Annotated in this window: 21 protein-coding genes; 19 read left to right on the top strand and 2 right to left on the bottom strand. The window is 42.0% G+C overall.

The features are described 5' to 3' along the window. Positions 1–117 precede the first annotated feature (117 nt). The 19 genes from JIN86_RS10665 to JIN86_RS10755 all read left to right on the top strand — a co-directional run bounded on the left by JIN86_RS10665 (position 118) and on the right by JIN86_RS10755 (position 17362). Complete coding sequence (locus JIN86_RS10665) at positions 118–870, top strand: glucose 1-dehydrogenase (protein ID WP_004228793.1); 753 nt, start codon at positions 118–120, stop codon at positions 868–870. 561 nt (positions 871–1431) lie between these two features. Beyond that, complete coding sequence (locus tag JIN86_RS10670) at positions 1432–2790, top strand: aspartate kinase (RefSeq protein ID WP_202341916.1); 1359 nt, start codon at positions 1432–1434, stop codon at positions 2788–2790. A 104-nt stretch (positions 2791–2894) separates the two neighbouring features. Then, positions 2895–3080, top strand: coding sequence for a hypothetical protein (locus JIN86_RS10675; RefSeq protein ID WP_004228787.1), 186 nt, complete (start codon positions 2895–2897; stop codon positions 3078–3080). Positions 3081–3284: 204 nt separating this feature from the next. Beyond that, positions 3285–3968, top strand: a complete 684-nt coding sequence (locus tag JIN86_RS10680) for an adenosylcobinamide amidohydrolase (protein ID WP_202341917.1) — start codon at positions 3285–3287, stop codon at positions 3966–3968. Continuing rightward, a complete protein-coding gene (gene cbiB / locus JIN86_RS10685; protein ID WP_202341918.1) occupies positions 3965–4921 on the top strand; it encodes an adenosylcobinamide-phosphate synthase CbiB in 957 nt (318 codons plus the stop codon). The genes JIN86_RS10680 and cbiB overlap by 4 nt, the downstream gene beginning before the upstream one ends. Beyond that, on the top strand, positions 4908–6002 hold the full coding sequence (locus tag JIN86_RS10690; RefSeq protein WP_004228779.1) for a pyridoxal phosphate-dependent aminotransferase: 1095 nt from the start codon (positions 4908–4910) through the stop codon (positions 6000–6002). Before cbiB ends, JIN86_RS10690 begins: the two co-directional genes overlap by 14 nt. Continuing rightward, positions 5999–6607 (top strand): histidine phosphatase family protein, encoded by a 609-nt coding sequence (locus JIN86_RS10695; protein ID WP_004228778.1) that lies wholly within the window; start codon positions 5999–6001, stop codon positions 6605–6607. Before JIN86_RS10690 ends, JIN86_RS10695 begins: the two co-directional genes overlap by 4 nt. Positions 6608–6619: 12 nt before the next feature. After that, positions 6620–7195, top strand: coding sequence for a bifunctional adenosylcobinamide kinase/adenosylcobinamide-phosphate guanylyltransferase (locus JIN86_RS10700; protein ID WP_202341937.1), 576 nt, complete (start codon positions 6620–6622; stop codon positions 7193–7195). A gap of 20 nt (positions 7196–7215) precedes the next feature. Further along, positions 7216–7992 (top strand): adenosylcobinamide-GDP ribazoletransferase, encoded by a 777-nt coding sequence (cobS, locus tag JIN86_RS10705; protein ID WP_004228776.1) that lies wholly within the window; start codon positions 7216–7218, stop codon positions 7990–7992. After that, entirely contained in the window at positions 7965–8561 is a 597-nt protein-coding gene (locus JIN86_RS10710; RefSeq protein ID WP_202341919.1) for a histidine phosphatase family protein, read from the top strand. The genes cobS and JIN86_RS10710 overlap by 28 nt, the downstream gene beginning before the upstream one ends. Beyond that, a complete protein-coding gene (locus tag JIN86_RS10715; protein WP_004228774.1) occupies positions 8513–8905 on the top strand; it encodes a bifunctional adenosylcobinamide kinase/adenosylcobinamide-phosphate guanylyltransferase in 393 nt (130 codons plus the stop codon). Before JIN86_RS10710 ends, JIN86_RS10715 begins: the two co-directional genes overlap by 49 nt. Positions 8906–8936: 31 nt before the next feature. Next, positions 8937–9431: an ECF transporter S component gene (locus JIN86_RS10720; protein WP_202341920.1), complete on the top strand. Its 495-nt coding sequence runs from the start codon at positions 8937–8939 to the stop codon at positions 9429–9431. Further along, entirely contained in the window at positions 9428–10111 is a 684-nt protein-coding gene (locus JIN86_RS10725; RefSeq protein WP_370568675.1) for a hypothetical protein, read from the top strand. The genes JIN86_RS10720 and JIN86_RS10725 overlap by 4 nt, the downstream gene beginning before the upstream one ends. Positions 10112–10590: 479 nt before the next feature. Then, on the top strand, positions 10591–12324 hold the full coding sequence (locus JIN86_RS10730; protein ID WP_202341921.1) for an ABC transporter ATP-binding protein: 1734 nt from the start codon (positions 10591–10593) through the stop codon (positions 12322–12324). Further along, entirely contained in the window at positions 12321–14132 is a 1812-nt protein-coding gene (locus tag JIN86_RS10735; RefSeq protein ID WP_004228764.1) for an ABC transporter ATP-binding protein, read from the top strand. The genes JIN86_RS10730 and JIN86_RS10735 overlap by 4 nt, the downstream gene beginning before the upstream one ends. Positions 14133–14173: 41 nt before the next feature. Then, complete coding sequence (locus JIN86_RS10740) at positions 14174–14593, top strand: DUF1801 domain-containing protein (protein WP_004228761.1); 420 nt, start codon at positions 14174–14176, stop codon at positions 14591–14593. 125 nt (positions 14594–14718) lie between these two features. After that, entirely contained in the window at positions 14719–15702 is a 984-nt protein-coding gene (locus JIN86_RS10745) for an alpha/beta hydrolase (RefSeq protein ID WP_202341922.1), read from the top strand. A 2-nt stretch (positions 15703–15704) separates the two neighbouring features. Next, on the top strand, positions 15705–16376 hold the full coding sequence (locus JIN86_RS10750) for a response regulator transcription factor (protein WP_009371055.1): 672 nt from the start codon (positions 15705–15707) through the stop codon (positions 16374–16376). After that, on the top strand, positions 16373–17362 hold the full coding sequence (locus tag JIN86_RS10755; RefSeq protein ID WP_004228752.1) for a sensor histidine kinase: 990 nt from the start codon (positions 16373–16375) through the stop codon (positions 17360–17362). The genes JIN86_RS10750 and JIN86_RS10755 overlap by 4 nt, the downstream gene beginning before the upstream one ends. A gap of 34 nt (positions 17363–17396) precedes the next feature. Here the strand turns inward: JIN86_RS10755 and JIN86_RS10760 are convergent, their stop codons facing one another. Together JIN86_RS10760 and JIN86_RS10765 are read right to left on the bottom strand one after the other, a co-directional pair. Next, positions 17397–18266 carry a DMT family transporter gene (locus JIN86_RS10760; protein WP_004228749.1) on the bottom strand — a complete coding sequence of 290 codons (870 nt, stop codon included), beginning with the start codon at positions 18264–18266 and terminating at the stop codon, positions 17397–17399. A 109-nt stretch (positions 18267–18375) separates the two neighbouring features. After that, on the bottom strand, positions 18376–19233 hold the full coding sequence (locus JIN86_RS10765; protein ID WP_004228746.1) for a LysR family transcriptional regulator: 858 nt from the start codon (positions 19231–19233) through the stop codon (positions 18376–18378). Positions 19234–19289: the final 56 nt, after the last annotated feature.

Consider the following 19289-nt stretch of genomic DNA (forward strand, 5'->3'; position numbering starts at 1 on the left):
GTTTGCCCTTTTTCAATTGCGCGTTATAATTATATTAACGACACCGTGTCGATAATACAACTAGTTGTTAACGTATTCACGAATTGTTCATTTATATAGAAGAAAGGGAGTTTTATGATGGGTCGTTTAAATGGGAAAGTAGCAATTATTACAGGAGCAGCAATGGGAATGGGCGCTTCTGAGGCAAAACTATTTGCACAAGAAGGCGCAAAGGTCATTGCAACCGATGTACAAATCGAGCCCTTGAATAATTTAGTAAAAGAAATTAAAGAAAATGGTGGCGACATTATTGGTCTTCAACATAATGTTACTTCTGAGGATGAGTGGAAAGCAGTGATTGCCGAGGCTGTAAAGGCATATGGCAAAGTGGATATCCTCGTCAACAATGCGGGCGTTTCATCACCTAAAACAATTGCCAACATGGAAATGGCTGAATGGAATAAAATTATGGATATTAACCTGAATGGTTGTATCATTGGCATGAAATATGTGATTCCTGAAATGCAAAAAGCTGGCGGTGGTTCAATTATCAATATTTCTTCGATCGGTGGAATCGTGGGAATGGCTGGTACAAGCCCTTATACAGCAGCAAAAGGAGCGCTTCGTGTGCTTTCTAAATCGGCTGCAATTGAATATGGTAAAGATAAAATTCGTGTGAATTCTGTTCATCCAGGCATTATTGTAACACCAATGACAGCGCCTACGATGGAAGAGGGCGGTGCATTGCCATACTATCAAGCTTACACGCAATTACCATACTTCGGTGAACCTGAAGATGTAGCTTATGGCGTAGTGTTCTTAGCGTCAGACGAATCCCGCTTTATGACAGGCGCAGAGCTCGTAATCGACGGCGGCTGGACAGCCATTTAATCCAATAGCAAAATCAAAACTAGGCATCACTCGACGTGAGCCTAGTTTTTTTATGCAGATGAGTGAGAATACCCGCGAATCGAGTGAAGATACACGCGGTAGAGAAATGAATACCCGCGAATCGAAGGGAAAAACACGCGGTAGAGAGGCAAATACCCGCGATTGATCAATAACCCCTCGATACGAGAGAGAACCCTCATAAATAAAAGAAAAAGCTTTGCTGAAGGAATCAACGATACATACAAAAATAGCACAAACATAGTGGATATTTGTGCATATCATAAATGGAGAAAGCGTTTTCTTCATTATATAGAAGAAAGTCAAAACGAGAAATTTCACGATTATGTCAACGTCACGAAAAAAAATTCACAAAAACCTTAACTATTTCATGTGAAATCCGTATAATAAATCAAACAGTACGAAAATTGTCCATATTTCTCGAAAAATTGCGTGAATTTTTTAAATTGTATTGACGTAGGAAACGATAATTTGTACACTGTGTACAGTCAATTGTTTTGTGGAGGAATACAATTAATTTGAAAAAGTTAGGATTTGATAGATATGATCGTGTGTAAATTTGGTGGAACATCTGTAGCAAGTGCAGAACAAATACAAAAAGTAGCAACCATTGTAAAATCTAATCCGGCGCGTAAGATTGTTGCCGTTTCAGCACCAGGGAAACGTTCTGGTGACGATATAAAAGTAACAGACCTATTAATACAATTAGCAAATGCAGCGTTACAACAAGAGAATACAGAGGAAAAATTGCAGACTGTTGTGGATCGTTTTAGAGCGATTGCGGACGGTTTGGGGCTAGATAATGCCATTTGTGACGTAATCACAGAAGATTTACGTGAACGTGTACAAGGTGACAAAACAAATGTGGAATTATTCATCGATAGTATTAAAGCAGCAGGTGAAGATAATAACGCCAAGCTTATTGCCGCTTACTTTAATGCCATTGGTATGCCCGCACGCTATGTCAGTCCTAAAGAAGGTTTAGTGGTCAATGATTTACCAGAAAGAACCTTTGCATTACCTGAAGCGTATGCTAATTTAGCCCCTTTAAAAGACACAAAAGAAATTATTGTGTTCCCAGGGTTCTTCGGTTACACTAAAGCGGGCGTATTGCGAACATTTGACCGCGGTGGCTCTGATATTACAGGCTCCATTTTAGCAGCAGCCGTTGAAGCGGAGCTGTATGAAAACTTTACGGATGTGGATTGTGTGTTCTCCGCGAATCCGAAAGTCGTCAACGATCCAGTGGAAATTAAAGAAATTACGTATCGCGAAATGCGCGAATTATCATATGCAGGCTTTTCAGTGTTCCATGATGAAGCGTTAATGCCTGTCTACAAGATTGGGGTGCCCGTTAACATAAAAAATACAAATAATCCAACAGCCCCAGGTACACGTATTGTACCAAGCCGTCCTGCAACAGGTCGTCCAGTTACAGGGATTTCGGCAGACAGTGGCTTTTCAACTTTATATGTCTCTAAATATTTGATGAATCGTGAGGTAGGCTTTGGACGTAAGCTACTCCAAATTTTAGAAGATGAGAATATTTCTTATGAACACACACCATCTGGTTTAGACGATATTTCTGTCATCATGCGTTCGAATCAACTAACACCAGAAAATGAAGCACGCATTCTTAGTCGTGTGAAAGAAGAGCTACATGCAGAGTATGTAGAAATGCGTCACGGTTTTTCCATGATCGTGATTGTGGGCGAAGGGATGCGTCATAACACAGGATTAGCTGCCCGTGCTGCCACAGCGATTTCAAAAACTGGCGCAAATATTGAAATGATTAATCAAGGTTCTTCTGAAGTGAGCCTCGTGTTTGGTGTCCTTCAGGAATATGAAAACCGCATTTTACAAGCGTTATATGAAGAGTTTTTTGCCCATGCAAAAGCATAATGACACAATCATCACTAATCCAAGTGTTTCTTGCTTGGATTAGTGTTTTCTTTTTGCTGAGAATACGGTAAAATCGAGGGCGTACATAGTTGGGAGGGTTATTCGTGAAAAATTTAACAATTGGTATGCTTTTTTCAGTCATTGGAATACTTTTTGTCTGTTTAACGATTATGGATATTTTACCGTCATCGACAAAAACAATGAAAATTGTTTACATAGGCATTGGGTGGGTCTTTATTATCGTTGGCTCTGTTATCCGCTTTAAGAATCTCAAACAAAAGCAGCAATAACACTTTGAAAATGGAATTGTGACAATCGCCAAAGTTGTGATACAATTTCAAAGAAAATAAATAATTTGAGTATTATGAAGTTGTTATGCTGTACAAATGTTCAGAAGGTTCAAATTTTAATAAAGAATCGACCGTACAAATTCTTCTTTGTAAGAATTTGTTTTTTTATGTTCCGTCATAACTTTATCGCGAGGAGGCGATTGATTGCCTATACTTACTAAGGACTGCATTCATATTTTTGACGATTATGTTGCCCTTCAAACAGCTTCAGCCATGAAGGTTGTATCCTCAGCCATGCATAACCCAGGCTTTGGTTATTATACGTATCTGATGAATCGAACGGTGCCTATTACCTATGATGAACGACAGCCACATCAGGAATTGCTGCAGTTTTTGCAGGCACAGCATTTCCCGCATGACAAGACAGTGGCTATGATGACGGCTGTCCAAGCTAAGTTTGCGACTATTCGTGACTTTACATATGAGGGAATCCACCTTGTCATTATGATTACCGCAGGGCTTGGCAATGCGGTGGATATTACCCGTGCTTTTCAACGAGAGGAGCAGTACCATGCAGGCACCATTAATACTTGGGTGCTGATCAATGGCAAGCTGTCTGATGAGGCACTTTTTCAGGCAATGATTTCAACTACGGAAGCCAAGGTCAAGGCTTTAGTAGATGAAGGTATTACAGATCCAACGACAGGCACACAAGCTACAGGTACATCTACTGATAGCTTACTTATTGCCTCGACAGAAGAAGGGGACTTCCATCAATATGCAGGTCCCATCACCATGCTGGGCAAGGTCATTGGCTATGGTGTTTATGAAACGATGTGTGAGGCGGTTAGGAAATACAAAAAAGATAAAGAGGAGAGGTCTAAATGATTGCTATCGTGATTGCCTGCATCATAGGGCTTATTTTTGATTTAGTAGTAGGGGACCCTCCGAAGCTTCCTCATCCTGTACGCTGGATTGGACACTTGATTCAATCGCAAACAGCTTTATGGAATAAGGGTAAATGGCGCAAGCTACGTGGGACAGTGATGGCACTTGCTGTTGTTGGCACGACCATGTTTGTAGTGACGCTGGCTCTATTATTAAGCTATCAGGTGAGTATCATTTTTGGCATCCTTGTAGAGGGTCTTCTGATTGGTATCGGACTGGCACAGCGGAGCTTGAAGGAGGCGGCGATGGCTGTCTATGTGCCGCTTGTCAAAGGGGATTTTGCCGAAGCACGTGTTAAGCTGTCTTGGATTGTCGGACGTGATACCGATAAACTAGGCGAGGATGAAATCGTGCGTGGTGTGGTAGAAACGGTTTCTGAGAATACAAGTGATGGTGTGACAGCTCCACTCTTTTATGCCTTTTTATTTGGGGCAATTGGTTTATGGGGCTATAAGGCTGTCAATACATTGGATTCGATGGTGGGCTATAAAAATGAAAAATATAAAGACTTTGGTATGTTTTCAGCCAAGCTTGATGATGTACTGAATTTTATTCCAAGTCGCATTACAGGCTTACTGATCGTGCTTGGTACGAAAAATGAAACAGATCGTTCGCTTGGCAAGCGCTTAAAGCGTTGGGTACAGGACGCAAAGAAGCATCCTAGTCCAAATAGTGGCTATTTAGAGGCAGCGACTGCAGTGCAGCTTGGTGTACAGCTAGGAGGAAAAAATACGTATCAGGGCGTTGTCTCTCATCGAGCAATTATGGGGGAAAAATTAGTGCCATTAACGAAAGAACATATTGCAACGTCCATTATTCATATGCGTATTGCCACAGTGCTGTTTGCGCTTGTTATGTTAGCGGTGGAGGTGTTAATTTATGCAGTTACCTAATCATGGTGCAAATCCGCAAAATGTTTATCAGCAATTAGGCTTAATGATGCCTGAGGTGGTGTATGATTTCAGCGAAAATGTCAATGCGGCAGGACCACCAGCCTTTGTGGAGGCACGTTGGCGTACTTTTTATCCACTAATTCAGCGCTATCCAGATCCAGATGGAGAACCTTTTTTAACAAAGGTCGCTGCTTTTCATCAAGTAGCGAAGAATACGATTTTACTAGGCAATGGGGCTTCAGAGCTTTTTAGTGTACTAGCAAGACGCTATGCCAATAAGCGTGTCATCATTGTGCATCCGACTTTTTCAGAGTATGAGCGAACATTGCGTGCAGCAGGTGCTACGATTGTTCCTATTGTCGTGACGGATTTTATCGATTACACATTGCCATTAGAGCAGCTACAGCAGGAAATGATGACGGCAGATGCTGTTTATCTTTGTACACCTAATAATCCGACTGGCGTACTGCCAAATAAGAAAGATTTACTCGCCTTAATGGCACACGGAGCAATCGTTAACTGTGAGCTTGTGATCGATGAGGCATTTATGGATTGGGTAGATGAGGCGCATTCGCTGATTCCGTTTAGTGCACAAAACCCACATGTTATTGTTGTTCGTTCGATGACTAAAATGTATGCGATCCCAGGTTTACGACTTGGGTATTTGGTTGCACAACCTACTATTGTGAGCGCCTTAAAAGATCTGCTGCCGCATTGGAATTTAAATGCCTTTGCGCTTGTAATTGGGGCAAGCTGTTTAGACGAGCAGCACTATTGTCAGCAGGCAATTACCTATGCCACAGCGCAAAGGGAATGGCTGCATCGTTACTTACAAGACAATGGCTGCCAAGTAACGAATAGTGTGACGAATTATGTGTGCTTCTCCTTACCGAAAACACAGCAAGCCGATGCCTTTTTCACCTATTGTCTTGCACAGGGTGTTGTGCTGCGTCACACAAAAAACTTTCAAGGTTTGCAGGGTGAGTGGTTCCGTATTGGCATAAAAGACATTGCAGCCATGACATCTTTACATAATTGTCTACAAGCGTGGTTTAACGTAAATAAGGGGAGAGAAAAGTGACAACTTTTTATCTAGTAAGACATGGGGAAACGAAATGGAATCAGGAGCATCGACTACAGGGGTGGCTGGATTCTCCATTAACGGAAAACGGTAGAGCAGCGGCTGAAAAACTTCACAAGCAACTGCAACAGATTCCTTTTACCGCTGCATATTGTAGTTCAAGTGGTCGTGCAAGAGAGACAATGGCTATTTTGATGGCCAATCGCAAGCTGCCTATTGCCTATGAAGATGATTTACGGGAGATCTATTTAGGGAAATGGCAGGGGCAGACAATCGACGATATACTGGCGACATATAAGCTTGATTATGAGCTATATACGAACTACCCTGCGCAGTTTGTTGCGAGTCATACAGAAAGCTTTGGAGCCGTAACAGAAAGAGCGATGTTTACATTAAAAAAAATAGCAGCCCAACATCGCAATGAAATTATCCTCATTGTCTCCCACGCTGTAACGATTAAATGCATCATCAATGCTATTTTACAGCGCAGCATTAGTGAGCTATGGGCAGCCCCGTACATTCATGGGACAAGTGTGACAGTGATTGAACGGCAAGGTCAACAATGGCTTGTGAAGGATATTGGTAATCTACAGCATTTACAATAGGAGGTGTCCTACATGCCGCTTATTTTTATTACAGGTGGTGTACGTAGTGGTAAATCCCATTTTGCAGAGCAAGCAGCGCTTCAGCATTATGAGGCGCAGTCAAGTACAGCGAAACGCTTGCTCTATCTGGCTTCGGGTATTGCCTTAGATCATGAAATGGAAAAAAGAATCTTACGGCATCAGGCAGATCGCCAGGCCCAGCCTATTCAGTGGCTGACGGTGGAGGCTCCCTATGCAATTTCTGAAGTATTTGAGACACTTCAGGAGGGAGATGTGGTGCTGTGGGATTGCGTGACAACGTGGCTGACCAATGCTTTTTACGAAGGCTATGACAAGGGGACACCCTGTTTACAACAGCCTGGGTGTTTAGCTAATAAGCTACAGGCCGTCAAGCAGGCGATCTTGTCACTACTGAAGAAGGATTTGACTTTTTTTGTGGTATCCAATGAACTGTTTGATGAACCTCCTTATGCTAGTGATGAAGTAGAATTATACCGACAAACGCTCGGACAGTTCCATCAATGGTTGGTTTCTATGGCACAGGAGGCCTATGAAATGAACTATGGCATTGTAAAGAGATGGAAATAATCAAGAAGGAAGGCAAGAGGATGAAAAATTTTTGGCATAGCCTCCTACTGGCATTTCAATTTTTTACGGTATTGCCAGTACATAAAGAGCTTCCGTTAACGAGGTCCACCATCACAGGCATGTTTGCTTGCTTACCATGGATAGGTGCTTTAATGGGAACAACGGTGGCAGCCGTACTTTATAGTCTTATGCAGTGGACAGCAAGCAGTGAAGTGATGCTAGCTTTCACTGTGATAGGGCTATTTGCTTTATGGACAGGTGGTTTGCACTTAGACGGCTTTATTGATATGGGCGATGCCTATTTTTCCTATAGAGATCGAGAAAAACGATTGGAGATTTTAGATGACCCTCGTGTGGGAGCGTTCGGAGTATTGGCTGTGGTGTTTTTATTAATGGGGAAATTTGTTATTCTACATGAGCTTTTTGTGCAGCAGAGGTTCGCCTTGTGGATGGTACTATTCGTCCCATTTCTAACAAGAGTGGGCATGAGCTTTTATTTTATGTCACTCCATTGCTCAAAGGAAAAAGGTCTTGCTTATTTTTTTAAGTCTCATATGAACGCTAATCGATTAAAAGTGATCATGCTGTTATCGCTCGTATTGGCGATGACGGTTGTTTTTATCAGCACGCAGCTCTTACTTCTTCCCGTTGTCCTAGTCGTCGTTTTAGCTATTGCACTTTTTATTTTTCGACAATTTACGTTGCGTAATTTTGGTGGAGTATCTGGCGATTTACTGGGTGCCTCCATTGAAGGAATGGAGGTTGTACTATGGGTGACATTGTTACTGTGTGCTTAATGCGGCATGCGCCTACAAAAGAGAATCTTGAAAAGCGTTACCTTGGTTGGACGGACGCACCATTAGCAGATACAGCCAAGCTTGCTGTTGTGGATGCAAATGTTAAAAAAGTATATGGCAGTGATCTACAGCGCTGTCGACAAACGGCTGCTCATTATTTTCCCAATGCTAGCTACCAGGCAGAGGCATCCCTTCGAGAGACGAGCTTTGGTGCATTCGAAGGGAAAACCTATGAGGAGCTAAAAATGGATGCTCACTATCGGGCATGGATAGATGATCCAATCCGTACACCCCCTCCACAGGGTGAGGCATTCGATGATTTTATGAAACGTGTTGTAGATGGATTTCATTATTTACCGAAAAATGAGGATAGCTATTATTTAGTGGTTCATGGTGGGGTTATTCGTGCCTTACTTGTTGCCTTTGCACCAACAGAACAGCCTTTTTGGTCCTATCAGGTGCCACATGATAAACAATTTGCTTTAACATTTACAAGAAAGGCTTGGGAGGAGGGAGTACGATGCATGTCTTTATCGGAGGTGCCTATAACGGCAAAACCGACTATGTGAGGCGCTTGTATGAACAGCAACAGATGGTTATGATTGCTGGCGAACTACCTGAGGTAGCGCCCGCCTGTGATGTCCTTGTCCTAAAGAACTTAGAAAAATGGCTTGTGACACAAAATTTGGAGGAAGATGAACTAATCGTTCAAAAGGTGCTAGCCACATTACAAGAGATTGAGCAGCATTGCACACTCGCACTTATTGTGACGGATATGGGGCGTGGAGTTGTGCCAATGGAAAAACAAGCCCGACAGCTACGCGATACCTGTGGTCGTCTATACCAAGCTTTGTTCAAGGAAGCAGAGCAAGTTGTACGGATTTGGTATGGAATAGCTGAGCCATTGAAGTAAAGTAGACATTCAACAGAAAAGAGGGAATGAAATGGAACGACAAAAATTAAGAAAAATGGTTTTGACAGCAATGGTAGCGGCCATCTGTGCAGTAGGGGCAATGATTAAGGTACCAACGTTTATTTCAACGGCTGCACTGGATTCGGCTCCTGCCTTTTTAGGTGTTGTCTTTCTATCCCCCATCTTAGCAGGGGTTGCTGGATTGATCGGGCATTTTATTACGGCATTAACATCTGGCTTCCCATTAGGACCATTACATATCATTATCGCGGTAGAAATGTGGATTGTCGTATGGGTCTTTGGGGTGATGCATAAAAAAGGCTTACACTTTTGGAAATGGCCTGTTGCCTTAGTATTAAACGGTATTGTAGCGCCACTCCCATTCTACTTTATTATTAGTCCAGCATTTTTCTGGGGTGCTTTAGGCAGTATTCTGATGGCAACGGTGATCAATTTAATTATTGTCTCGGTAGTTATGCCCATTCTGTCAAAGGTTTTTGTGCGTAAGGAAGGTCGTGTACAGTGAGAAATGCGATGAAAGTTGGCACGTTCATTGCAACAATGGATAATGCCGCAGCCATTGGACAAAAACCGCAAGATGTTGTGTCAGCACCCGATCAACTAACGGCCTATATGACAGCACGTGTGACCTTTTTAGAACAGCTAGCGGCACAGGCACTACCTGTTCAAGTTCTACTTGCGAATTTTTCTGGAGATGCCGCATGGTCTCGCTATGAAAAAGGTATACAGCAAGTGTTTACAGAGGCAGATCTTACATGTCCAGCCATTGCGGGGAGTACGGAATCCAATATGCCCACATTGCAGTCAGGCTTAGCTGTTACAATGCTTGGAGAAATCCAGCAGCGTCGAGCATTTGACCACGATCAGCTTAGCTGGTACACCTATGGCCTGCCGCTTGTAGGGGAAGAGGTGTTGGCACAACCTGAAGATGTGGCGCAGTTGCTGCCTATATACAAGGCATGGCAGGCAGAAATTGTTCAGCAAATATGGCCAGTCGGATCAAGGGGGCTACAAGGAGAATTTGCCCGTCTGTTTGGGGAGCGACATGTGGAATGCGCCCTTGATGGTGCAAAATCAGCAGGCCCCTGTACGGTCATTTTGCTAGGAATTGCTGCAGACAATGAGTCACAGGCACAAAAAATTTTCCTGCGAAATTTTGAGAAACTACACATTTCTGAAAAGTGATGGGGCTTGGTTTGAGCAAATGATTGTTTCTTGGGACAGGTCCAGATAATCCAGAGCAAGTGTTATTTTACTTCGATCTAATCCTTGCTCTGGGTGGTTCCTTACTTAATTAACAGGATGACGCTGAATCTAAAGTAGCTGGCTGTTGCTTGTAAAGGAAAATGCCCGCTCTGAAAGGTGAGGAAGTCGCTCCTGAGCATGGTAACCACACTCCAAAGTGGAAGAAAGCCGCTCCTAAGGAGGCTAAACTCGCTCCAAAGCTGATGAAAGCCGCTCCTATAGAAGTGGAAATTCGCTCTAAAAAGTCACCCCTCTCCAAAATCTGCATAGAAATCAGATTTTTTCTCCTTATGAGACTCTTCAACTCAATTAAACCACTCCAATAATATTACGAGACCCGAAAAATTATTTATCAAATGGGAATGATTTTCAGTTATAATGAGGAACGAATGGGATTTAAATAGAACGGAGACGAATGTATGCAGGCAATTAAACAATTAGGGCAGTATTTAGGGCCTTATAAATTTTTCACCTTGATTGCACCGCTATTGATGGTACTGGAGGTGACGATGGATTTAATTCAGCCGACTATCATGCAGCATATGATTGATACGGGGATTGCCAATGGGGATAATCGCTACGTATTGACTATGTTTGTGTGGATGCTTGGCAGTGCAGGGCTCGGACTTATTGGTGGGGTTGGTTGCTCGTATTATAGCTCAAAGGCGGCGATTCATTTTGCGTCGGATGTTCGACAGGCTCTTTATGAGAAAATGATGACTTACTCAGCCAAGGAGCGAGATGCTTTTACAACAGGGAAGCTGATTACGATTTTAACGAGTGATGTGGAAAGTATTCAGCGTGCTTTTATGATGACGCTGCGTATTTTTGTGCGTGGGCCATTGCTCTTTATCGGCGCAGTGATTATTGTGTTTGTCACAGCGCGTGAGCTTTTTTCCATATTGCTCATTATCGTGCCATTGTTGATTATCGCAATGTACTTTTTCACAAAGTATTCGGGTGTATTGTATCGTCGTGTTCAGGAGGCGATTGATGCCGTCAATACGAAGTTACAGGAAAATTTGGCGGGTATTCGTGTTGTTAAAGCCTTTCGCCGTGAAAAACAGCAGGTAGCACAGTTTGGAGAATTAAATGAGGCGTTGACGAAACGTTTTATTACAGCTGAGCAAATTGTCGGCGTGCTTGTACCCTTTACGATGTTTGTTGTCAATCTAGGGATTGTAGCGGCGCTTTGGCTTGGAGCCATTAAGGTAGATGCGGGTACGCTTCAAGTGGGCGTTATTCTTGCGTTTATCAACTATTTAACGATTATTTTAAATGGACTGATGTCCTCTAGTATGGTGCTGATGCAAATAGCGCGAGCCTTGCCTTCAGGAGAACGCATTGTGGACGTAATAAACAAAGAGATTGCTGTTAAGGAAGCGGAACATACGCTGACAGATCCAATAAAAGGGGCCATTGACTTTGATCAGGTGAGCTATCGTTACTATGAAACAGCTGAGGATGTCCTTAAAAAGATTTCATTTTCGGTCAAACCAGGGCAAACGGTCGGCATTATTGGGAAAACAGGTAGTGGTAAATCGACGCTGGTGAAGCTATTACCTCGCTTATTTGATCCCTCTGGTGGCGAAATCCGCATAGACGGAAAACCGCTAAAATCCTACTCACTCGCAACCCTACGTGAGCATATCGGATTTACCTCTCAGAAAGCATTATTGTTTTCTGGGCCGATTGAAAAAAATATTCGTCTCGGTAAGGATGATGCCACAGCTGAGGACATACAGCAGGCATTAGAGGCCGCCTGTGCCAGTGAATTTGTAGAGCGACTTGATGAGGGCATAGCGCATGAATTGTTACAGGGTGCTACGAATCTTTCGGGTGGACAGAAGCAGCGCCTTGCATTAAGTCGTGCGTTTATTCGAAAGCCTGCCATTTTGGTGCTGGATGATACAACGTCAGCGCTCGATAGTGCATCGGAACAACATGTGCAACGAGCTATTGCCACCTATTATCAAGACACAACGACCTTCATCGTAGCGTCGAAAATTGCCTCCATTCAGCAGGCAGATGTTATTTTGGTACTAGAGGATGGCGACGTTGTTGGGCAAGGAACCCATCAGCAGCTTCTACAATCCAATGCGCATTATCAAGCAATTTATGCGTCACAGCAAAAGGCTGGTGAACAAGAATGAGCCAAAGTCAACCAAAGCAAATGAATTTTGGACGTGGACCGCGTATGGGTGGACCAGCTGAGAAGGCGAAAAATCAAAGGGAGACATTGTCACGTGTATGGCACTATGTCAAGCAACAAAAAGTAGGGCTGTTTTTCTCTATCCTTTTTGTCATTGCCTCGACCTTTTTAAGCCTTGCGGGGCCCTATATGATTGGACATATTATAGATGATTATATTATGAAAAAGGATATCGACGGAACGATTCGTTTAGGCATCCTGTTGGCCGTTATTTTTACAGTAGCCTCTATTCTGACATGGCTGCAAACCTATGTCATGATTCATGTGGCGATGAAAACCATTCGGACATTGCGATTGGAACTATTTCAAAAGCTTCAGACGCTGACATTACGTTTCTTTGATCAGCGGGCACTTGGGGATCTAATGAGCCGTGTGACCAACGATATTGATAATTTAAATACCGCACTTGCGCAAAGTGTTACGCAAATCGTGTCGTCCATTTTAACTGTAATTGGTGTCAGTATCGCCATGTTTACATTAAGCTGGCAATTAGCAATCGTGACATTGATTATTATTCCGCTGATCGTTTTCACAACCAAGCAAATCATTAAACGCAGCAGTAAAAATTATGCTGCACGGCAACGGGATCTTGGGAAGCTAAACGGCTATATTGAGGAAATGATTACAGGTTCGGAGGTACTTACGCTTTTTGGTAAGGAACAGCAAACGATTGATACGTTCCATCAGCAAAACGAAAATCTACGAAACTCTGCCCAACGAGCAGAAATTACCTCTGGCTTACTAGGTCCGATTAATAACTTTATGAATAATTTAGGCCTTGCTGTCGTCATCGGAACAGGTGCCTTTTTAGCAGTAAAGAGTATTGTTACAGTGGGGATTATTGCCGCCTTTGTGACCTATACACGGCAATTTTTCCGTCCGCTTAACCAGCTATCTAATCTATTAAACACCTTCCAGTCTGCTATTGCTGGGGCAGAGCGTGTTTTTGAGATACTAGATGAACCCTCAGAGGTAGCCGACAAGCCTAATGCTATCAAGACGGCATCGCTCAAGGGGGATGTTGTTTTCAAGCAAGTATCATTTAGCTATGAGCCAAATAAGCCTGTGTTAAAAAACATTGACTTCCATGCCAAGGCAGGAGAGACATTTGCTCTTGTTGGCCCAACAGGCTCAGGCAAAACAACGATTATCAATTTATTAACACGTTTTTATGACGTCGATCAAGGTGAGATTTTAATTGATGGGCATAATATTGAACACTATCAGATGGCGACGATTCGCCAAAGAGTCGGTGTGGTTTTACAGGACACCTATTTGTTCTCGGGAACGATTCGTGAAAATATTCGCTTTGGGAAGCTAGATGCGACAGATGAAGAGGTTGTGGAAGCGGCAAAAATTGCGAATGCCCATCATTTTATAAAATATTTACCAGCCCAATACGAAACGCCCGTACAGGCAGGGGGAGCCAATTTAAGTCAGGGGCAGCGTCAGCTTATTGCGATCGCGCGTGCGATATTAGAAAATGCAGATATTTTAATTTTGGATGAAGCGACATCAAGTGTGGATACCCAAACAGAGGTGGATATTCAAAAAGGCTTACAGCATTTAATGCAGGGACGCACAAGCTTTGTCATTGCCCATCGACTCAAAACAATCGAAAATGCCGATCAAATCCTTGTGATTCAGCAGGGAGAAATTGTCGAGCAGGGCAATCACCAAGAGCTGATGCAGCAGCAGGGGATCTATCGTCATCTTCAACAAAAACTATTGTTAGAGCAGGTAGAATAGGGAATAATAAAGGTACATCTTCCGGAAGGCGAGGGATTGACATGTATGAATTAAAGACCAAAGAAACCGATGTAAGTGTCATTGAATTTATTGAAAGTGTAGACCATCCAAAAAAGCGAGAAGACGCCTATCGATTATTGGACATCTTTACAGAGGTCACAGGCTATGAAGCCAAAATGTGGGGACCGAGCATTATAGGTTTTGGTAAATATCATTACAAATATCAAACAGGCCATGAAGGAGATGCCCCACTAGCTGCCTATTCCCCTCGCAAAGCGAAAATTAGCTTATATTTTGCTCCAGGGGATGAACGTGAGCAATTATTACAACAATTTGGTAAACACACAACAGGAAAAGCCTGCGTTTATATTAATAAGCTAGCTGATGTGAATGAAGACATCTTAAAAGCCCTTATACAACAAACGATCGATTTTTTACGAAAAACCTATCCAGATGCTTAATCAAGAGAGCTGCCTATTAGTTAGGTAGCTTTTTTTATGAAATTTATCTATTTTCTCCAAAAGTTTAGTAGAAATTTATTTTTACCGTGTATCCTTGCAAGTATCAACGAAAAGAGGAGATACGTATGAAAAAGAAAGCAAAGAAAATGATTGTCTATATGGGGGCATTGATTGTGCTTGGAATGGTGATAATTTGTATTTATCACTATAGCTTAATACAGAAGGAGTCAACTATTTTACAACCTAACGGCACATTAAACAATGTAGATGGACAAAACATCCATGTTTATCAGGAGGGGGCTGGCGAGGATACATATATTTTTATGGCTGGCTCAGGTATCGCAGCACCCGTATATGAGCTAAAAGGGCTGTATCGTAAGTTTTCACAGCATCATCAAATTGCGGTAGTGGATCGAGCTGGCTATGGCTATAGCGACGTAGCCCATGATGATAGAGGAATCGATACGATTGTAGCGCAAACACGACAGGCACTTCTGCAAAGTGGGCTTGAACCGCCCTATGTTCTTGTGCCACATTCCATTTCTGGACTAGAGGCCATTTACTGGGCGCAAAAATACCCAGAGGAAGTAAAGAGCATCATCGCTCTGGACATTGGCTTACCTAGTCAATATGTAAAGCATAAAATGGGGACGGTCGATCGTTGGATGGTAAGGGGAATGCATCTCGCTACTAAGCTGGGCTTACATCGACTTATGCCATCTCAGGTCTATAATCCGCAAGTATTGAACATGTCCTTTTTAACAGCACAGGAAAAGGAAATCTATCAGGCATTGTCCTTTAAGCAATTTTTTAATGAGGATATGCAAAATGAGCTGTTGCAGGTCTACGAAAATAGTTTACAATCAGAACAGCTCAAAAAGCCGCAAGACACGCCTATCTTACTAATTGATGCGATTGCGGAAGAAAATAAACATTCGAAATATACGAAGCAAAACCGACAGGATTATGCTGACTTTGCAAAGCAATTCACTAATGCACAGGTGAAGGAGGTCAGTGGGACACATAGTATTTATCTCTATCAGCCAGATGCAATCTATCAACTGGCAATGGAATTTATGAAAACAACGGGTGATGAGAAAGGTCGATAAGTATGAAAGGATTTAGAATCTTAATTATAGAAGACGATCACATGATTGGTGATCTACTACAAAAAATAGTGAAGCGTGAGGGCTATGAGGCAATCTGGAAAACAGATGGCAAGGATATGATGGCGCTGATTCAGCAGGTGGATTTAGTCATAATGGATATTATGCTGCCAGGAGAGGATGGCTATCAATTAAGCAAAAATATTAAACGATTAGGCTTAAATATTCCAATCATTTTTCTATCGGCACGTAACGATATTGAAAGTAAGCTAGAGGGGTTGATGGTCGGCGAGGATTACCTAACAAAGCCATTTGATCCGCGAGAGCTGTTGCTAAGAATGCAAAAAATGCTAGCACAACAGTATGGTACATTTACGCAAATTCAGCATTTATTGATTGATGGGGAGCGCCGTCAAGTATTTCATCGTAGTATCCATGATGAAATCGCCCTGACAGCGATCGAGCGAAAAATTTTCTTTTATTTATTTGACAATCGAGACAGAGTGTTAACAAAGGAACATTTTTTTGATTATCTTTGGCCGCTCGATGAACGCAATCATAATATTTTGAATGTCCATATTAAAAAAATTCGAACAAAGCTACAGGACCTAGCAGGCACTATTGTGCAAAATATTTATGGAGAAGGGTATCGTTTAAATACCTATAATAAAAAATGACATTAAAAACAAAATACCGTACTTTATTATTTGTAGCCATTGGGAGTGTGCCGGTTGTACTATTAGGCATTAGTGTGGCCATGTCAATTTTGTATGACAAGGCCTTTAAAATGAAAAATGACGGTATTCCGTTTCATGAGTCTTATGCCTATCCTGTGATGCTGATTGCGTTTGTGCTAGCGTTAGGAATGCTCGCATGGCTATTTTCCACATCGATTCATTCGTTACTATCCAAAATCACACTACTTAATAAAACAATACGAGAACTAGCGAGTAATGAGCGAATACCTGACACGTTAACGATAAAAAGTGAGGATGAAATCGGGCGGCTTAGCCAATCTGTCAATCTCTTAATTGAGCGTACAACTTACCGAGAATTAGAGCTTGCCCAGCAGCAGGAGCTTCAAAAAGAGCTGCTACAAAAGTTGCGACATGACATCCATACGCCGTTAACGGCTATCCGCTTGCAACTGTTTTATCTAGAGGATCAACTACAGGGGCAGCCCAAATTAGTGGAATCCTTACATGCACAAATTCAATATATCACGAATTTAACAAATGCATTTCAGTTACAGTCCTTTGATACGAGTGAACAGTCCTATGTCATGCAGGAGGAGGTTCAACTTGTCCCATTGTTACAAATGATGATAAAGAAGTGGCAGTATCTATATCGTATGCAGAATATTACGCTGCATTTTCAGCATGATGATTTACAAGCAACTTGGCTTAGCAATGAATTGTGGCTACAGCGTTTATTCGATAATGTCTTTCAAAATACATTAAAGCATGCCCAAGCATCCAAGCTAGAGGTAACGATCAAGGACGGGCAAGTTGTCATGTGTGATGATGGTATTGGCTTTACGCCTGAAGATGAGCATGGCGGACTTGGGCTTAAAATCATTCAGGATATTGCTAAAACACTGAATATCGAAGCTCTCTTACAATCAAACAAGCAAGGCACGACCTTCTACTTTACACACCAATAAAAAACAACGGCAGCCTTTGCCGTTGTTTTTTCTTTTACACTGATTTTCGTTGCTGCAGTAAGAACAGGGCAAGTCCTAGTAAAATGACCAAAATACCGATCCCCTGTTGAACGGAAATCATCTCATCTAAAATAAAATAAGCTAATATACAGGTGCCGATTGTTTCGCCTAAAATACTCATGGAAATCACCGTTGTACTTAACCATTTCAACAGCCAATTAAAAATGGTTTGCCCGAAAATCGTTGCAATGACAGCCAGCCCTACAAGGGACCACCAGGTGGAGGCTGAATAATCGAAAAATGATTCTTTCATAAAGAGGGCATAAACGGCTAAAAAGATCGAGCTACTGCCATAGCCGATAATGGAATAGGGAATGAGCGATAAATCCTTGCGCACTGATTGCCCAATAAAAAAGTAGGCTGTAATAATACCTGCCGCAATAAAGGCAAGAATATCGCCATAAAGGGCTTGTCCACTAATCTGGAAATCTTGCCAGCCAATAATGAAGCAGCCGATGATCGCTACGAAGCAGCCAACAATCGCTCCTTTCGAAAATCGCTCTTTAAATAAAAAATAGCTACCTACTAAAGAAAATAGTGGCTGTAGTGTCACAATGACGGTTGAACTAGCCACAGAGGTGTAGTTTAATGATTCAAACCATAACACATAATGACAGGACAAAAATAAGCCTGATAAAATGCCAAGTCCCCACTGCTTTTTCGATAGGCTAGCAAGCTCCTGCCGCAAGTCCTTCTTTGCCAATAAAAATGGAAGAAGCACTAGCATCGCAAAGAATAGTCGATAAAAGGCCGTAATCGCTGGTGGTGCATCAGCTAGCTTAACAAAGATTGCTGAGGTAGATAATGCAAATACTGCAAAAAATAACGAGATGTAATAAAACATGATGTACTCCTAAGCATTTACAAGATTAATAATGACAAACCTATTATAGTGTAGTCCGTGTGAATAATATAGGGTTTTTAGAATATTAGCACCAAATAGGTTTATGGAGCTAATTCTGCTCAAGCAAGGATTCAATGACCTGTTTTAATTGCAGGATGAAAGGCTGCTTACTGTCATCTTTTTTATAGATATAAACTGTTTCGATCGCATTGTGAAGCCCGTCTAAATCATAAAAATGCAGGTCAGGACAAGGATAAAGTGCTAGTAATTTGGTATTTAATACAGCCAATGTGTGCTCGATTTCAAGAAAATCTAAAATACTACTAACCGATTTAATCTCCTTCATCGTAAAAGGTACCTGTTTGTCAGTGAGCCATTGTGCTAATGCATGGGTATACATGCAGCCCTTACTTAACACAAGCAATGTGACAGGTGTTCGTTGTTCAAAGTCGATGATAGGAGCGGAGCTTGAGATAACTTCAAATGTCTCTGTGGCTAGTACATCATAGTGTAGATCGCTATAATGCTTGATTGGATTACTTGTTAATGCGCAATCTATTTCCGCCAAATGAACTTTGTGATTTAAGGCTGTACTTGATTCCACAGTGAAATCAATATCTATCGGACTTCGACTAGTTTGCAGTGCGTTCATGATGGATGGACCATATATTTTTATGGTTGTATGAGATGTACCAACCAAAATGCTCGTTTGTGTAGGGCCGATGGTATGTAAAAAGTCTTCATATTGCTCGGTAACTTTCTTTAAAAACTGTAAATAATGTTGACCTACCTCTGTCAGCTTTAAGCCTTGGGGTGTTCGTTTAAAGACGTCCTGCCCAATTTCACGCTCCATTTTTTTCACCTTTGCTGTTAAGGCAGATTGTGTATAATTGGTGATTTCAGCCGATTTACTCAAGTTTTGCCTCTCTAAAAGCTCCATTTTTAAGGCAATTTCTTCAATGTTCATGTTGTTCCTCACATACCTATAGATTTTTTTAATAGCCGCTATCATTTTCCTCCATT

Source organism: Lysinibacillus sp. HST-98 (assembly GCF_016757845.1).
GTDB classification, from domain to species: Bacteria; Bacillota; Bacilli; order Bacillales_A; family Planococcaceae; genus Lysinibacillus; species Lysinibacillus capsici.

What these genes read in the sequence shown, in the direction of transcription:
- JIN86_RS10665 (WP_004228793.1), top strand. Translation starts at nt 118, where the DNA reads ATGGGTCGTTTAAATGGGAAAGTAGCAATTATTACAGGAGCAGCAATG.
- JIN86_RS10670 (WP_202341916.1), top strand. Translation starts at nt 1,432, where the DNA reads ATGATCGTGTGTAAATTTGGTGGAACATCTGTAGCAAGTGCAGAACAA.
- cbiB (WP_202341918.1), top strand. Translation starts at nt 3,965, where the DNA reads ATGATTGCTATCGTGATTGCCTGCATCATAGGGCTTATTTTTGATTTA.
- JIN86_RS10690 (WP_004228779.1), top strand. Translation starts at nt 4,908, where the DNA reads ATGCAGTTACCTAATCATGGTGCAAATCCGCAAAATGTTTATCAGCAA.
- JIN86_RS10700 (WP_202341937.1), top strand. Translation starts at nt 6,620, where the DNA reads ATGCCGCTTATTTTTATTACAGGTGGTGTACGTAGTGGTAAATCCCAT.
- cobS (WP_004228776.1), top strand. Translation starts at nt 7,216, where the DNA reads ATGAAAAATTTTTGGCATAGCCTCCTACTGGCATTTCAATTTTTTACG.
- JIN86_RS10710 (WP_202341919.1), top strand. Translation starts at nt 7,965, where the DNA reads ATGGGTGACATTGTTACTGTGTGCTTAATGCGGCATGCGCCTACAAAA.
- JIN86_RS10715 (WP_004228774.1), top strand. Translation starts at nt 8,513, where the DNA reads ATGCATGTCTTTATCGGAGGTGCCTATAACGGCAAAACCGACTATGTG.
- JIN86_RS10720 (WP_202341920.1), top strand. Translation starts at nt 8,937, where the DNA reads ATGGAACGACAAAAATTAAGAAAAATGGTTTTGACAGCAATGGTAGCG.
- JIN86_RS10730 (WP_202341921.1), top strand. Translation starts at nt 10,591, where the DNA reads ATGCAGGCAATTAAACAATTAGGGCAGTATTTAGGGCCTTATAAATTT.
- JIN86_RS10735 (WP_004228764.1), top strand. Translation starts at nt 12,321, where the DNA reads ATGAGCCAAAGTCAACCAAAGCAAATGAATTTTGGACGTGGACCGCGT.
- JIN86_RS10740 (WP_004228761.1), top strand. Translation starts at nt 14,174, where the DNA reads ATGTATGAATTAAAGACCAAAGAAACCGATGTAAGTGTCATTGAATTT.
- JIN86_RS10745 (WP_202341922.1), top strand. Translation starts at nt 14,719, where the DNA reads ATGAAAAAGAAAGCAAAGAAAATGATTGTCTATATGGGGGCATTGATT.
- JIN86_RS10750 (WP_009371055.1), top strand. Translation starts at nt 15,705, where the DNA reads ATGAAAGGATTTAGAATCTTAATTATAGAAGACGATCACATGATTGGT.
- JIN86_RS10755 (WP_004228752.1), top strand. Translation starts at nt 16,373, where the DNA reads ATGACATTAAAAACAAAATACCGTACTTTATTATTTGTAGCCATTGGG.
- JIN86_RS10760 (WP_004228749.1), bottom strand. Translation starts at nt 18,266, where the DNA reads ATGTTTTATTACATCTCGTTATTTTTTGCAGTATTTGCATTATCTACC.
- JIN86_RS10765 (WP_004228746.1), bottom strand. Translation starts at nt 19,233, where the DNA reads ATGAACATTGAAGAAATTGCCTTAAAAATGGAGCTTTTAGAGAGGCAA.